The organism is Pseudomonadota bacterium, from assembly GCA_039196715.1.
GTDB lineage: Bacteria > Pseudomonadota > Gammaproteobacteria > CALCKW01 > CALCKW01 > CALCKW01.
The window spans coordinates 22,062-36,916 of sequence record JBCCUP010000045.1; the positions used below are offsets into that span (position 1 = coordinate 22,062).

General features: G+C 66.0%; 11 protein-coding genes. 4 read left to right on the top strand and 7 right to left on the bottom strand.

The annotated features are described in order from the left end of the window. Positions 1–51: 51 nt before the first annotated feature. Entirely contained in the window at positions 52–2,499 is a 2,448-nt protein-coding gene (locus AAGA11_15010) for a methyl-accepting chemotaxis protein (protein ID MEM9604175.1), read from the bottom strand. A 598-nt stretch (positions 2,500–3,097) separates the two neighbouring features. Between AAGA11_15010 and AAGA11_15015 the strand changes: the two genes are divergently transcribed. Together AAGA11_15015 and AAGA11_15020 are read left to right on the top strand one after the other, a co-directional pair. Beyond that, on the top strand, positions 3,098–4,663 hold the full coding sequence (locus tag AAGA11_15015) for an ABC transporter transmembrane domain-containing protein (GenBank protein ID MEM9604176.1): 1,566 nt from the start codon (positions 3,098–3,100) through the stop codon (positions 4,661–4,663). Next, the gene (locus AAGA11_15020) at positions 4,615–6,186 is read left to right on the top strand and encodes a cyclic nucleotide-binding domain-containing protein (GenBank protein MEM9604177.1); all 1,572 of its coding nucleotides are present in this window, start codon (positions 4,615–4,617) and stop codon (positions 6,184–6,186) included. Before AAGA11_15015 ends, AAGA11_15020 begins: the two co-directional genes overlap by 49 nt. Positions 6,187–6,204: 18 nt before the next feature. Here AAGA11_15020 and AAGA11_15025 read toward each other — a convergent pair whose 3' ends face one another. From AAGA11_15025 to AAGA11_15050, 6 genes are read right to left on the bottom strand one after another with little or no spacing between them, the layout of a single operon-like run. Beyond that, on the bottom strand, positions 6,205–6,888 hold the full coding sequence (locus tag AAGA11_15025; GenBank protein MEM9604178.1) for an ATP-binding cassette domain-containing protein: 684 nt from the start codon (positions 6,886–6,888) through the stop codon (positions 6,205–6,207). After that, complete coding sequence (locus AAGA11_15030; protein ID MEM9604179.1) at positions 6,885–8,636, bottom strand: ATP-binding cassette domain-containing protein; 1,752 nt, start codon at positions 8,634–8,636, stop codon at positions 6,885–6,887. The genes AAGA11_15025 and AAGA11_15030 overlap by 4 nt, the downstream gene beginning before the upstream one ends. After that, positions 8,578–9,459 (bottom strand): branched-chain amino acid ABC transporter permease, encoded by an 882-nt coding sequence (locus AAGA11_15035; protein MEM9604180.1) that lies wholly within the window; start codon positions 9,457–9,459, stop codon positions 8,578–8,580. The genes AAGA11_15030 and AAGA11_15035 overlap by 59 nt, the downstream gene beginning before the upstream one ends. Before the next feature lie 10 nt (positions 9,460–9,469). Next, positions 9,470–10,612 (bottom strand): substrate-binding domain-containing protein, encoded by a 1,143-nt coding sequence (locus AAGA11_15040; GenBank protein MEM9604181.1) that lies wholly within the window; start codon positions 10,610–10,612, stop codon positions 9,470–9,472. Between the two features lie 31 nt (positions 10,613–10,643). Beyond that, positions 10,644–12,026, bottom strand: a complete 1,383-nt coding sequence (gene iaaH / locus AAGA11_15045; GenBank protein MEM9604182.1) for an indoleacetamide hydrolase — start codon at positions 12,024–12,026, stop codon at positions 10,644–10,646. 60 nt (positions 12,027–12,086) lie between these two features. Further along, positions 12,087–12,845, bottom strand: coding sequence for a helix-turn-helix transcriptional regulator (locus AAGA11_15050; GenBank protein ID MEM9604183.1), 759 nt, complete (start codon positions 12,843–12,845; stop codon positions 12,087–12,089). Between the two features lie 342 nt (positions 12,846–13,187). On the opposite strand from AAGA11_15050, the gene AAGA11_15055 reads away from it, so the two are divergent. Continuing rightward, on the top strand, positions 13,188–14,024 hold the full coding sequence (locus AAGA11_15055) for a transporter substrate-binding domain-containing protein (protein ID MEM9604184.1): 837 nt from the start codon (positions 13,188–13,190) through the stop codon (positions 14,022–14,024). 80 nt (positions 14,025–14,104) lie between these two features. Continuing rightward, positions 14,105–14,855: amino acid ABC transporter permease (locus AAGA11_15060; GenBank protein ID MEM9604185.1), on the top strand; the 751-nt coding region annotated here is incomplete at its 3' end.

Consider the following 14,855-nt stretch of genomic DNA (forward strand, 5'->3'; position numbering starts at 1 on the left):
CGAGACAGGGTGTCAGACCGCGTGTCTGAACACCCGCAGGCAGTGGGCGTCCTAGACGCTGTCGTCGCTGCGCCTGGCGGTGGACGCGTCCGGCTCGTCCGCGTCCTCGTCGGGCAGCTGAAAGGCGGAAACGGTGTTTTGCAACAGCACCGCCTGGCCACGCAGGTCGTTGGCGGCCTCCGAGGTCTTCACCGCAAGCGCGACGTTGTCGGTGTTCATCGCCGAGAGGTTCTTCACCGTGTGCTCGATGTCGGCGATGGCCTCCACTTGCACGTCCGCGGTGTCGACCAGATTCTCGATGTGAGCGGCGACATCACTGATGAGCCCCGAGGTCGACTGCATGTGGCCGGCCGCCTGGTTCACCTGCTCGGACCCGTTTGCCACCTCCGTCACCGTGGAGTCGATGATGTGGCGGATGTCGTGCGCGGAATCCTTGCTCTTCTGCGCAAGCTCCCGCACCTCGGTGGCAACGACCGCAAAGCCCTGCCCGGCGACACCCGCCCGCGAGGCCTCGACCGCGGCGTTGATCGCCAACAGGTTGGTCTGAAACGCAATGCTGTTGATGATCTCGGTGATCTGGTTGATGTCGTTGGCTTTCTGCTCGATGTTTTTCATCGTCGCCATGGCGTCGCGCATCAGCTGTTGTCCCTGCACGGCGGCGTTGTTCGCCTCCTTGGACATGCCGCTGGCTTCCTTGAGCGATTCGGCGCCGGCGAGCAACAGCTCGTTGATCTTGCTCGAGGACGACCGGGCGGACTTGAGTTCCTTCGATTGCTCGTCGGTGCGGCGGTTGAGTTCGGTGTTGCCGCGGTTGATGCCGGTCACCTCGTCGCTGACCGACGACGCCGCCTCGCGGATGTGGGTCACCGACCCCGCGAGCGTCTTGATCATGTCCGACATGGCGTTCTCGATCTGTGCAATCTCGTCGTCGCGGCCCTTCTGGCCACGCGGCGCGGCATAACGCAAGTTGCCGGTGGCCACCGAGGCTGCAACCTCGACGGCCGAGCGCACCCGGTTGAGGATGCTCCGCACGATGAAGATGCTCACCAGGACCGACACGATTGCACCGACGACGGAAATCAGCACGATGAGCAGGCTCGAACGGTCCCCTTGTTGATCGATTTCCGCCGTGAGCGTCGACAGCTGGTCGTCGATAGCAACAATTTCATGCCGCGAAATCGTGTCTCGCTGCGCCTCGGTCGACCGCACACCCTGCATCACAGCCGCGAGCGCGGTCTCATTGACCATCAGTTCGCGCTTTGCCTGGACCACGGTGTTGATCGACGACTCAAGCGACCCGAGCAAGGTGTTGACACGTTCGGCAGACGCTTTGACGTCCGCGTTGTCACGCGACGAGAGCTGATCGTGCATGCCCGCAGCCGAGTTTCGCAACGCCGTCAGTTTCTTCAGCCCCAGCTGCTGATTGGCCTCCAGTTCTTCGCGGTCCCCCGAGCTCGCGAGTCGGTCAACCTGCAAGCGCATGTCCTTCACGCTGCTGATGAGTGCCTTGCCAGCCTTCGATATGCCGTCGGGACTGGACACCAGTTCGAGTGACTTGTCGACCCAGCTTTGTGCAACGAGAATCTCGAGGTCGGCTGTTTCAACGGCCTCCCGAGTCAACGCCAGCAGGCTCATGAGGTCAGCTTCAGCCGTGTCTCTGAGCGCCCGGTACGCCGACAGACTGCCCGCCGTGTTGCGCAGTAACTGCGCGCGTGCAGAGACCAACCCAGTCGTGTCGGACACCAGTACATCGCGCAACGCCAACAGGCGCTCTGCGAGTTCATTCAGCCCGGGTGACGCCGCCCCTTCTGCACCAGGCCATGAAAAACCATCGAATGCCGAGTTCAAGGCGTCTTCAACCGACGACAGTGTCGCCGGCGTGCGCACGGCGTCAGCACGGTACAGGGCGACACGGAGGTCGTTCAGTATCGCGATGATCTGCCTCGCCTCACGCTGTGTCGCGCCGGCGTTGGCAACGATGCCGCGGTTGCGATCGGCCTCGACATTGGCTGTTCGGTTGATCCCGTCGATACCGGACAGCACATCGCTCACCGCGTCTTCTACCTGAGCGATGTAGACGCCGACTTGCAGTGTCTCCTGCCGATAAAGCTCGGTGAGCTCCAGACGGCTGGCGACACGGTTGCCGAGTTCCTGCCTGGCGCTCTGAAACTCCGAAAAATCGTACGCTTCCCGGTCGTACTCAGCCGAAAACGCCCTGTCGTAGGCAGTCAGATTGTTGAGCAGGCTGTCCACGCGCTGGCTGCGCGCCTGGAAATCGCCCTGTGAGCGGCTGCGCGACAGGTCCAACATGGCCGTGACCAGTGCGTCGTCCATCTGGCTCAGCTCAACCAGGCTGTCCTTGATCGGCAAGGCGGTGGAGGTCACGCCGTCGAGCTTCGCCTGAATCGATTGCACCTGGTACACGCCAAGACCGCCTACGGTCACCAGCGCCACGGCGGCTGTCGCTGTCAGCACAGCCAACCTGTGAGAAATCTTCACGTCAAACACCTTCCCTGTTGGATCATTCCGAGCCGTCCTGTGGCTGGAGCGAGCAGCCGGGGCCGCCCGTCATAGCAGTGTGCGACTAGCCCGATGGACAGACACACGGTGCGCCAAACACGCTTCGAGCTGATCGAACCGCACCTCGGGGTTCCACCTGAGCACCCGCATCAGTCGCCCGCGCCGTACCGCGCACCCCCACTCTCAAGTGCAATTCAGTGACCAGACACGGACCTGCGTGTGTTCATCGGTTCCTACACACTGCTCGGGCTTAATGTTTTTTTTGGCGCGGGAGTCAGCTTGGGGGTGTGTGATCACACCTCAGATGGCCTGTGGCTGTGCTCCAGGGACAGACGCCCAACGGTGTGCGGCGCCACAGACCGCACGCCTCTGCGCGCCCCCCTTGAATTACGTTGATTCGGCCGTAGTGTGTGTCTCACCGTCAGCCGATGCTGCACCGTGGGCGCCACAGCGCCGCCGCCCTACGGTGTGCAGCCCGCAGAGCCAACCGACGATTCAGCCGGCAGGCAAAAGCGCTAACCTCACCTTACGGGTTGCACCGATCCCGTGACCCGCCTCGGAGCCGGAACATCCTCTGATGGAAAAAAGCCTCTTTCGGTACATCTGGACCCACTCGAAAAAAGAGCAGATCGTGCTCTTGCTGGTCACGGTGGCCACATTCCCGATCCTCTACGTGTCGCTCGAGCTGCCAAAGCGCATCATCAACGACGCGATCGGCGACGCGCAGGAGGCCGTCACCGTCCTCGGCGTGACACTCACACAGATCGAGTTCCTGCTGGTGCTGTGCGTCGGCTTTCTGCTGGCGGTGCTCGCCAACGGCCTGCTGAAGATGCGCCTCAACACCATGAAAGGGGTGCTGGCCGAGCGCCTGCTGCGCCGCTTCCGCTACCAGTTGCTGACCCGCATCACCCGCTTCCCACGGCCGTACTTTCGCCAGACCAGCCAGGGCGAGTTGGTGTCAATGGTCACCTCCGAAGCCGAACCGATGGGCGGGTTGATGGGCGACATGCTCGCGCAACCGGTGTTCCAGGCTGGCCAGATGCTGACCATCCTCACCTTCCTGTTTGCGCAAAGCGTCTGGTTCGGCCTTGCCTCGATCGCGCTGATCCCGCTGCAGGCCTGGTTGATCCCGAAACTGCAGCGCCAGATCAACCTGCTCAACAAGGCGCGCATCAAGGAAGTGCGCAACTTTTCAACCGACATCGGCGAGACCGCCGCCGCAGTCAGCGACATCCGCACCAACGGCGGGCTGCGCTACCGCATGGCGCAGTTCTCCGACCGGCTCGGTCGCCTGTTCGAGATCCGCTTCGAGATCTACCAGAAGAAGTTCTTCATGAAGTTTCTGAACAACTTCATCAACCAGCTCACGCCGTTCTTTTTCTACTCGGTCGGCGGCTACCTCGCGATCACCGGCGAGATCACCGTGGGCGCGCTGGTGGCGGCGCTCGCCGCCTACAAGGACCTGTCCTCACCCTGGCGCGAGTTGCTCAGTTTCTACAACCGCGCCCAGGACATGGCCTTGCGCTGGACCGTCGTGCTCGAGCGCTTTGCGCCCGATACGCTCGTGGACGACAGTTTGTTCGACGGCGAACCGGACGAGGTGGTGAGCTTGCGCGGCGACATCCGAATAGACGCTGTCACGGTCCGGGACGAGCACGGGCAGCCCGTCCTCGAGGACATCACACTGGACATCCCGCAAGGCGCCCGCGTCGCGGTCAAGACCGGCAGCGAAATCACCGCGCGCGCCTTCGCCGACCTCCTGACCCGCGAAGTGGTGCCGCAGGCCGGGTCGGTCACGATCGCCGGGCACAACCTCAACACGCTGCACCAGTCCAACATCGCACAACGCGTCGGCTACGCCCACTCCAGCCCCGAGCTGCTGCAAGGCACCCTCGGTGCCAACCTGCTGTTGCCATTCAAACGCAAGCCCGTCGCACGTGACGCTGAATCCACCGACGTGGATCGCTTCCAGGGCGAAGCCCGCCGGGCGGGCAACAGCACCGACCCGCTCGACGCACAGTGGGTCGACCCCAGTGTCGCCGGCCTCGCGTCGTCGACGAGATCAAAGCGTGGTGGTTTCAGCTCGTCCAGGCGATGGGCATCGACGAGTTCATGGTGCGTCGCGCGCTGCGGTCCTGGCTGAACCCGGCAACCCACGGCCGGCTGATCGAGGAGATCATCCGCCTGCGCCCCGAAATCCGGCAGCGCCTTGCGGACGCGGGTGTCAGCGACATCGTGCACGAATTTCACCCCGACAAGTTCAACCCCGTCACGCCGCTGGGCAGCAACCTGCTCTACGCCCTGCCCGACCACCCGCTGACGCAGCGCGAACTCGCCGAAGACAAGAACTTCGTGCGCATGCTCCGCGAGGAGGGTGTCACCGACGAGCTGGCCAAGCTCGCCGCCCAGCTGCTCGAGGGCCTGATGACCACCTTTGGCAAGGACGGCACCGACCACCCGATGTTCCAGCGGTTGAACATGGACCTCGAGCTCTACAGCGAGCTCGGTGCCATTGTCATGGACTACAAGCAGGGCGGCGAAGCCAGCCTCAGCGTCGAACAGTACGCGTTGATGCTGACCGTGCCGTTCGCCTTTTCGGCCGACCAGATCGGGCCGGCCGTGGACGAGGCGTTCATCGAACGGCTGCTCGACATCCGCAAGCGCAACGCCGCCCACATGGTCGCCGCGCTCAACGGCCAGTTCGAGACCTTCAACCCCGAGCGCTACCTGCCGGTCATGACCCTGCTCGGCAACGCGATCTTCGGCACCGTCTCGCAGATGGCCGGCGCGCGCGAGAAGATTGTCGAGGACACGGTCGTCGCGGTGCTCAACGAGAATGGCCTGCGTCGCCTCGCGGCGCAGTCGATCTTCGACGTCGAAACCGCGACCGGCGGTGACAACCTGCCGGCGGTGTTCCGCGAGCGCGTGGCGTTCAGCCGCGCCGGCATCAAGAAACCCGACGTGCTGATCCTCGGTAACGCCCTTGCGAGCCACGACGCCACCGCCCGTGCCGAGATGCGCTCGCGCATCAGCGACCTGATGCCGGAGGCGACCAAGATCTTCATCGAGAAGCAGATCAACAACCCCGAGAACTACGACGTCTACGTCGAGATCGTCGACGGCCGGATCGACGGCCTGGTGCAGGCCGAGGCGCCCGCCTCGCAATCGGCCCAGGCTGACCTCAACCGCAAACTGAAGGTCATTGCCCAGACCGACCTGTTCCAGGGCCTCGAGCGCAAACACCAGCGGTTGCTGGCCTTCAGCGCGCGCTGGTACAAGGCCGAATCCGGCCAGGTGATTTTCGCGACCGATGAAGAGCCCGATGCGGCCTACCTCTGCGTTGACGGGCGCGCCGGCATGTACTGGCCGGTGGAAGACGGAGACGAAGATTACCTGGTCACCGAAGTCACCTCGGGTCGCTTGGTCGGCGACCTCTCGGTCATTCTGGGCAAACGCCGTACGCTCTACCTCAAGGCGATGGAAGACTGCGTGTTCCTGCGCCTGAGTGCGCAGGACCTGCTGTCTGTGATCGAGAGCGACGTGCGTGTCGCGACGAGCTTGCTGCGCTCCGTCGGAGATCACCTGATCGGCGCCGGCGACACCATTCGCTCAATGCAGGACTACGCGATCGCCCGCGGCGTGGATTTCTCGGAGTACGACCCGTAGTGAGCCAGGTTCTGCGCGCTAAAGCGTGACCCGCGCACGCAGGCTGTCGAGGCTTTCATCCGCGACCGCGCCCTCATCAGCCACCCGACCGGTTTCGACGACGAGATAGCGGTCGGCGACGGCGTGCAGGAAGGCCACGTTCTGCTCGAGCAACAGCACGGCTGCACCCTCGGCAGCACGCGCCCGAAGGCACGCGGCCATGCGCTCGATGTTCTCAGGCTGCACCCCCTCCGAGGGTTCGTCGAGCACCACCACCGCGGTGTCTTCGAGTATTGTCCGCGCAAAGCCGAGCAGTTTGCGCTCACCCCCCGACAGCGTGCCCGCCGGTTGCGCCCCGCGTTCACGCAGCACCGGGAAACAGTCCAGCACAGCGTCTGGCGCACCCCGTGTCGTCGCGATCGCCAGGTTGTCGCCGACACTGAGGCTGTCGAACACGAAGCCGGTTTGCGGCATGTGGCCGAGACCCGCCCGCCGCCGCACATGGGCGGGGTCGCGGCCGAGATCGCGCCCGTCGAGCCGCACCGAGCCCGCCTGCAGTGGCAGCGCACCCGACGCCAGACGCGCCAGCGTGGTCTTGCCAGCGCCGTTGCGGCCAAGCACGCCGAGCACCTCGCCGGGCGCGACGCCACCGGACATCCCGTGTACCACCCGCGTGTCGCCATAGCCGCCACAGACCGTCTCCAACACCAGACCGCGCGTCACTTGCGTGCCCCCGCGTACACCGCCTGCACCGCGGGCAAGCGCCGAACCGTGTCGTAGCTGCCTTCGGCGAGCGTGCGGCCTTGGTGCAGCACCACGACGGAGTCGGCGATCGCCTCGACCAGGCTCATGTCGTGCTCGACCACCACAACCAAAGCATTGCGTGCGCGCTGGTCGTCGCGGATAAGCTGGGTCATCACGGCGGTCTCGGCCGGCGACAGGCCGGCGCAGGGCTCGTCGAGCAGTACCACACGCGGCTCCGCCGCGAGCGCAACGGCGAGCTCGAGAAACTGCCGGTGCCCTTGCGGCAACGCACCGGCCGGGGTGTCCAGCACCCCGGACAGCGGCACGTCCGGGTGACGCAGCACCGCAGCCTGCGCCGGCGATTGCCAGCGCAACGGCGTGGTCCGCAGCCAGTCGTGCCAACGCACCCGGCCCACCATGGCACCGAGCGCGCAGTTCGCCCGCACGGACAGGCTGTCGAACACCGACGGGACTTGCAGCTTTCGGCCGATCCCGTGCGCCAGGGCAGCGTACGGTGGCTGGCTGTCGACCCGCTCAGCGCCGAGGTGGATGGTCCCCTGCGCCAGCGACAGCAGGCCGGTGACGGTGTTCAACACGCTGGTCTTGCCGGCCCCGTTGGGCCCGATCAGACAGACCACACCGGATGCCGGCGTCTCGAATGCCGCGCCGTCGAGGATGCGCACCGACCCGACCTCAACGTCCACCGACGCGAGCTGCAACGCGGCCGGGCAAGGGTCACCGCGCCGCGGTGGGGGTTGCACGGGGTCAGGCACATCGGGCACCGACGACGAGACCCAAGCCCACCGCCTGGAGAGCCACGCGACGCCCTCGGCCAACCCGCCCGGAGCGCGAATCACCACCAGGATGAACAGCACCGCCATCGCCATCTCGGTCACCGCAATGCGGTCGCGCAATTCGGTGGTGGCCACACCCACCACCACCGCACCGAGCACCGGCCCGAGCACGTGGAAGCGGCCGCCGATCGCCGCGAAGATCACGAACTCGGCCGAGAGCGCAAAGCCCGTCGCCGTCGGCGTGACGATGCCTTGGTGCGAGGCGAACAGCATGCCGGCGATCATGGCGACGGCGGCTGACACGCCGAAGGCCAAGCCTTTGACGCGGTGGGTCGCCACACCGAGCAGCTGCAGACGCGGTTCGTTGTCGGCCACCGCCCGCACCAGCACCGCGAGCGGCAGGCGCTCGAGCCACAGGAACAGCGCGGTCACAAACACACTCACCCCCGCAATCAGATAATACAACTCCGAGAAGGGGTCGAGCCCACCGACTGCGTCAAAGCCGGCGAGGCCGTTGAAGCCACCGGTCAGGGCAGTCGCGGTGCCGGCCCACTGCTCGACCGCCAGCACCAGGGCGAGAGTCATCAGGGAAAAATACGGGCCACTGTCACTGCGGCCCCGGAACACCAGCGCCGCAAGCGCGTACGCCGCGAGTGCCAGGGCTGCAACCGTGGCGAGCAGCACGCCCACCTGCACCGGCACCGGTGCCTCGGCGCGCAACAGTCCCGCGGCCACGTAGGCGCCCACACCGAAGAAAAGCGCCTGCCCGAGCGGTAGCACACCTGCCCGCCCCCAGACAAAGCCGATCCCCTGCGCGGCGATCCCGTAGATCAGGAACAAGCCAACCTGGTACGCGGTGAAATCGCCGAAGAGTTCAGGAACGGCGAGCAGCGCGGCGGCGAGCGCGCCGACGGCCAGGAGCACAGAGACCATCGGGTCGCCACCAGAGAAAATAGACAGAGAGACCGAGCACGACAAAGTAGCCCGCGGTCTGGTCGAACACCCCGCCGACCACCGACTGCGTGCCGGCAATCACGGTTGCCCCGACGGCCAGCCCCTCGAGCGAACCGAGCCCGCCGATCACGAGGGCGAAAAACGCCCGGATCAGGTAATCCAGCCCCATCAGGGGTTCGACCGGCACCGTCGGTGCCAGCATCAGCCCGGCCAGGCCGGCCGTGCAGCAGCCGAACACGAAGGCGTTGCACGCCAGTCGGTCGGTGTCGAGCCCGATCCCACGCGCGAGGTCGGGATTTTCCACCATTGCGCGAAGGTGCATCGCCACCGGCGAGCGCACCATCCACACGGCGAAGCCGACGAAGAAAAAGCCAACCGCGGCCAACGCCGCCAAACGGTACGCGGGATAGTCGGCGCCGAACACCGACACCGTGCCGCCGATCGGCAGCGGCACCGATTGGTAGCCACGCCCGAACACCAGCGCCACCCCTTCGCGCAACACGATTGACACGCCCCAGGTGGCGAGCAGGCTGTCGAACAGCCGGCCGTAAAAATGCCGCACCACCGTGCGCTCGAGCACCAGCGCCACCACCGCCACCGAGGCGAGGCAGACCGGCAGCTGACACCAGGCCGGCAGCCCGGCCGCGGCGGTGATCACCGGCGCGTAGGCGCCGATCATCACGAACTCACCGTGCGCCATGTTCATGATGCGCAACTGACCGAAGACCACCGCGAGGCCGAGCGCCACCGCGGCGAGCACCCCCACCTGCCAGAGCACATTGAGCACGAGGACGGCGGACACGGGCGTTGGCTCAGCGGTCGCAGGCGTCGCGCGAGGCAATGCCCTCAAACGCCGAGACGATATCGAATGCCCCGCCGGTGCCATCGGCCAGATAGATGGTCTGCGCCATGTGGCGACCGACCAGGGTGTTGTCCCCGCGCGGCGTCGACCAGCTCAGCCCCTCGGCCGCGGCGTCCATCGCGGCCACCTCGAAGCTGCCCGCCGACGTTGCGAGTGCCGACAACAGCATCAGGCCCTCGTAGGCCGATTGCCCGAGGCCGTTGAGCGCAGCCGCACCCTCGCCGAAGGCATCGTGGTAAGCGCGCGAGAACGCCACCGCCGCGTCAGACTCCACCGCCGCAAAGTACCCGGCCGTGGAAAAGAGCCGGTTCGCGTTCGGCGGCCCGATGCCTGCCAGCGTGTTCTCTTCGATCAGGGTGCCGAGCCGGATCGCCTGCTTGTCGAGGCCGAAGCCCGCAAAAGCCACATTGAACCCGACCGAGCCGCCGCCCACGAGCGTGATCAGCACCCCGTCGGCGCTACTCTGGCGGATGCGCTCCAACGAGGCGTCGAAGGCCGAGACGGAGAAGGGCACGTACTCCTCGCCGACCACCTCGCCACCGGCGTCGGCGATGTACTGCTTCGCCCGCGCGTTGGTGTCGCGCGGCCAATTGTAGTCGTGCCCAATCAGGTACCACCGCGACACGGATTCGGTTGCCATGAGGTGCGGTATCACCGGTTCGAGCTGCTGGCTCGGCGTCTCCCCGGTCACATACAAGCCCGGTGCACACGCACCGCCCTCGTAGACCGGCGTGTAGACGTAGGGCACCTGGCCGCGGAATCGCCCGACCAGCGCCTCACGTACGGCCGAATCGTGCATGCCGACAAAGGCCTCCACACCCTGACCCTTCCAGAGCCGAAGCGCGGCCTGGGCCGCCTCGGCGGGCGGCACGCCGACATCGGCAAAGACCAGCTCCACCGGTTCGCCGTTGATGCCGCCGGCCGCGTTGATTTGTTCCGCGGCAAGCGTGGCCGCGTTGCGCGTGGAGGGTCCAAACAACCCGGCCGGGCCAGAATCGGGCACCAGCACGCCCACTTTCACCGCCGCCTGGGCGCTCAGTGTCAGGGCGCTGCAGACAAGGGCTGCGAGCAGCGTAGGCTTGTTCAATCGCATGGTTTTTTCTCCAGTTGAGTCAGGGCGGGCTTCAGCCCGCAAGCACCCGCTCGACGGTCAACGCCGCGGCGAGCAACGCGCGGTCGGCGCCGGGCAGGCCATCGAGTTCGAGGCCCACGGGCAGCGCATCGCCGGTCGGGCACGGCAACGAGATGGCCGGGGCGCCGAGGTTGGGGGCGACGTCGGTGTTGCGGATGTAGGTGGTGAAGGTCGGCACCGCGACGCCGTTGAGGTCGACGGTCTCGTCCTGACCGACCGGGCGCGCGGGCAGCGGTGTGGTCGGGAACACCAGCGCGTCCAATGCGTGTGCGGCGAAGACCCCGGCATACGCCGCCCGCAGCGCCGGTTGGTGCACTTCGAGCGCGGCACGGTAGACCGCCTCGGGGATGGCTTCGTCCCCGCGTTGGCTCGCCACCACCGCCGCGACGTCCGGCGAACCGATGCCGGCGACAAGCGCCTCGAAACTCACGTGCGGCGCGTGCTCGGCGAGGTAGTCCGGCAAGTCGCGCATGACTTCGTAGAGCGACACCGGGAAGCCGATCGCCGCGTTGTGCGGCCAGATGGCGTCGAGCGACACCTCAACCAGCCGCACGCCGGCCGTGGCCAGGCGCGAGAGCTGCGCCTCGATCACCGACGCCGTGTGCGGGTCGAGGTTGTCGTAGAAGACCGCGCGCGGTACCCCGAGCGTGAGCTGCGCGGCTGCCAGGGAGGCAACTGGCGTGGCCTCGCCGCTCAACACACCGTCGAGCAAATCGATGTCACGCACCGAGCGCGCCATGGGGCCCGCCACGTCGCGCGTGTGGGTGATCGGCACCACACCGCCCGAGGGGTAGCGCCCGGTGCTCGGGCGGAAGCCGACAATGCCGCAGAGTGACGCGGGCACGCGAAGGGACCCGCCGGTGTCGGTGCCGAGCCCGGCCGCAAACACGCCACCCGCGATGGCCGCGGCGGTGCCGCCCGAGGACCCCCCCGCGATCAGCGACGGGTCGTGCGGGTTGCGCACGGCGCCAGTGACCGCGTTGTTGGAGGTGATGCCGAACGCCAATTCGTGCAGGTTGGCTTTGGCACCGACCACCCCGCCCGACGCCAGCACGCGCGTCACCACCGGCGCGTCAGTCGCGGGCGTGTGACCGGCCAGCGCACCGGTGCCCGCCGTGGTGGGGTAGGTGCGGGTGTTGATGTTGTCCTTGACGACCAGCGGCAGGCCCGCGAGAGGCGCAGCCGGTGCGGCCGCGCGCGCCGCCGTCGCCTCGGCGCGAACGTGCGCTGCGTCAAAGCTCGCAATCGCGTTGAGCGCGGCGTGCGCGTCTATCCGCGCGGCAATGCCGTCGACGTAGTCGGCCGGTGAGAGTGTCCCGCTTGCGAAGGCGGCCAGGGTGGCAACCGCGTCCCAGTCAGCCTGATCCTGTCCCATGCCGTGGTCCCGTGCGAGCGTGAAGCCAGCGTACGGCGACCGTCCGCCGCGGGACCATCATCAGAAATGATGGTTTTTCTCGGCCAGGTGGTGGGCGAGTTGCGACCGGCGGTTGAGACCGGTCTTGCGAAAAATGGCGGTGATGTGCGAGCGCAACGTCGGCTTCGAGAAGCACAGCTTGACGCAGATCTCGTCGTCCGCGAGGCCGACCACCAGCAGGTCGGCCACCTCCGCCTCACGGCGCGTCAGGCCGAACTCATCCGCCATCTCGCAGAACCGCCGCGACGCCGGCGCCGTCTGGTCGCGACTCGCGCGCACCAACGCGTTGACGAAACTCGGCCCGATCGCGTCGACGATGTGCGCGTCCCGCTGGCTGAAGTCGTCTCGGTTCGCGCCGCGCCAGATGCGCAGGTCGCCGATGTTGTCGCCACGGTCGTAGGCGAAGAAATTCAGGCCGTAGCAGAGGCCGTCTTTCTTTAAAAAGTCGTTGAAGAACTCCGTGCGCACCAACTCGTCGTGGCGCATCACGTCGCTGACCGGCGTCGCCTTGCGCCGACGTTGCAAAGTTGGCGTGATCGGGTCCCGGAACTGGAAATAACGCTCGTACTGCCGCAGGTTGTCGTCGGTCATGTTGAGCTGGACGCACGAGACAAAGGTCTGGCTGGCGTCGTCCCAGACGTAGGAGGCAAAGTGGTCGGCGTTCAGGAGCTCGAGCAGTTTTTGGCCCACGCGCTGTCGCACCTCGGCGTGCTCGAAGTCGCCGCTGAGGTCGCGCATGATCGAGAAGATCAACCGCGATTCGCGTTCGGTCAAGTTCACGCGCTCCAACCTTGCATCACGGTGCGAAGAGGGCCGCAAGGGCCGATGATCAGCCTAACCCGCACGGTGCCCACCATTCCAGTCGGCGCCCGCCAGCCGGTGCTGCAATCGTGCAACACAGCCACACAACGCACCCCGCACCAGTGCACCCGCACGGGTGCGGGTGCGCCCGTGCACCGTATCGTCACACCCACGCGGTGACTGATCGCAGCAGCGCCGTCAGCGCCCTGGCAGGGGCAAATCCACCGGAAGAACGTGGTACGGTAAGAGTCGACCGGGTCCGGCGCACCGCGCACTGGGCCACGACACACCACACGAGAATACGGAGATACCGCGTTGAATATGAAAACCCTCGCGCTCAAGGCGCTCACCACCACCGCGCTCGCGTCGCTGTCCACCGCCACCTTTGCCGCCTGCACCAACGACGTGTGGAACAAGGTCATGGAACGCGGCACTGTCGTTGTCGGCGTCAAGGCCGATTACAAGCCCTGGGGTTACCGTGACACCGACGGCAGCATCATCGGCATGGAGATCGACATCGCCCAGGCCGCGGCCGACGCGATGGGCGTCAAGCTCGAAACCGTCGCCGTGCAGTCGTCGAACCGCATGCAGTTCCTCGAGCAGGGCAAGATCGACATGATGATCGCCACCATGTCCGACCGCGCCGACCGCCGCGAGATCGTCGGCATCACCCAGCCGAACTACTACACCTCCGGCACCAACATCATGGCACCCAAGGCTCTCAGCTTCACCAACTGGGAAGACCTGCGCGGCAAGCCGGTCTGCGGCAAGCAGGGCGCGTTCTACAACGAGGTTGTCACCGAGCGCTACGGCGTCGACATTGTCGCCTTCCAGGGCAACGCTGAGGCCAAGCAGGCGCTGCGCGACCGCAAGTGCGTGGCTTGGGTGTACGACGATTCCTCGATCGGTTCGGACTTGTCATCCGGTGAGTTCGACGAGTTTGAAATGCCGTTGAACTCCGAAGACGACAACCCCTGGGGCCTGGCTGTGCCGCTCGCGGAGAAGGATTGCGTGTTTGGCCACTTCATGTCGGGCCTGACCTTCAACATGCACCAGTCCGGTCAGCTCATCGAGCTCGAGAAGAAGTGGGGCATCCAGGCCACCGCGTACCTCGCGGACAAGAATGCCGCCTACGGCGACTGGCTCGCGGGCAAGTAAGTCCGGTGTGAACGCCAGAGGCGGTTCGCCGCCTCTGGCACCCCCCAGCTCTCCTCCCACGCCCGCCCGGTGGTCGCGCCATGCTAGAACTGTTCACCGAGTTTTTCCGGCAGCTCGCTGACGATCACCCGCGCTGGAATTTCATCTTCTTCTACGAGCCGCGGCAGTGGGCCCGCATCGTCAAGGGCTTTCAGTACACCGTGGTGTTGTCGGTCGCCTGTGTGCTTTTCTCGGTGGTCATTGGCGTGCTCGGCGCCTGGTTGCAGAGCTCGCCGTCGGTCTGGGTGCGGCGCTTTGTGCAGGGCTACATCCAGTTCTTCCGCAACACGCCGCCCTTCGTGCAGCTCTTGTTCTTCTACTTCGCGCTCGGCCAGTTCACGCCCGCAGTCACTGGCCCCGACGGATGGACCCAGGTGCCGCTGATCTCGAGCACGGGCTGGGCGATCATCTCGCTCTCGTTCTTCGCCGGCGCCTTCAACGTCGAGATCTTCCGCGCGGGTATCGAGGCGGTGCCCGAGTCGACCCAGGAGGCGGCGAGCGCGCTCGGCTTTTCGCATTTTCAGACCTACACCGACATCGTCCTGCCGCTGGCCTTCCGCGTGTCGCTGCCGGCGCTCAACAACAACCTGGTCAACCTCGTGAAGACCACCACACAGGCAATTGCGATTGCGGTGCCGGAGTTGCTCTACCAGTGCGTGAGCATCTGGAGCGATTACCCGAGCGCACAGTACCCGACCATGCTGCTGTTGTTCTTCTCGTTCATTTTCCTCGTCGGTCTTCTGGTGCTCGGCATGAACCGGTGGGAGCGCGCCATGCGCATCCCGGGCTACG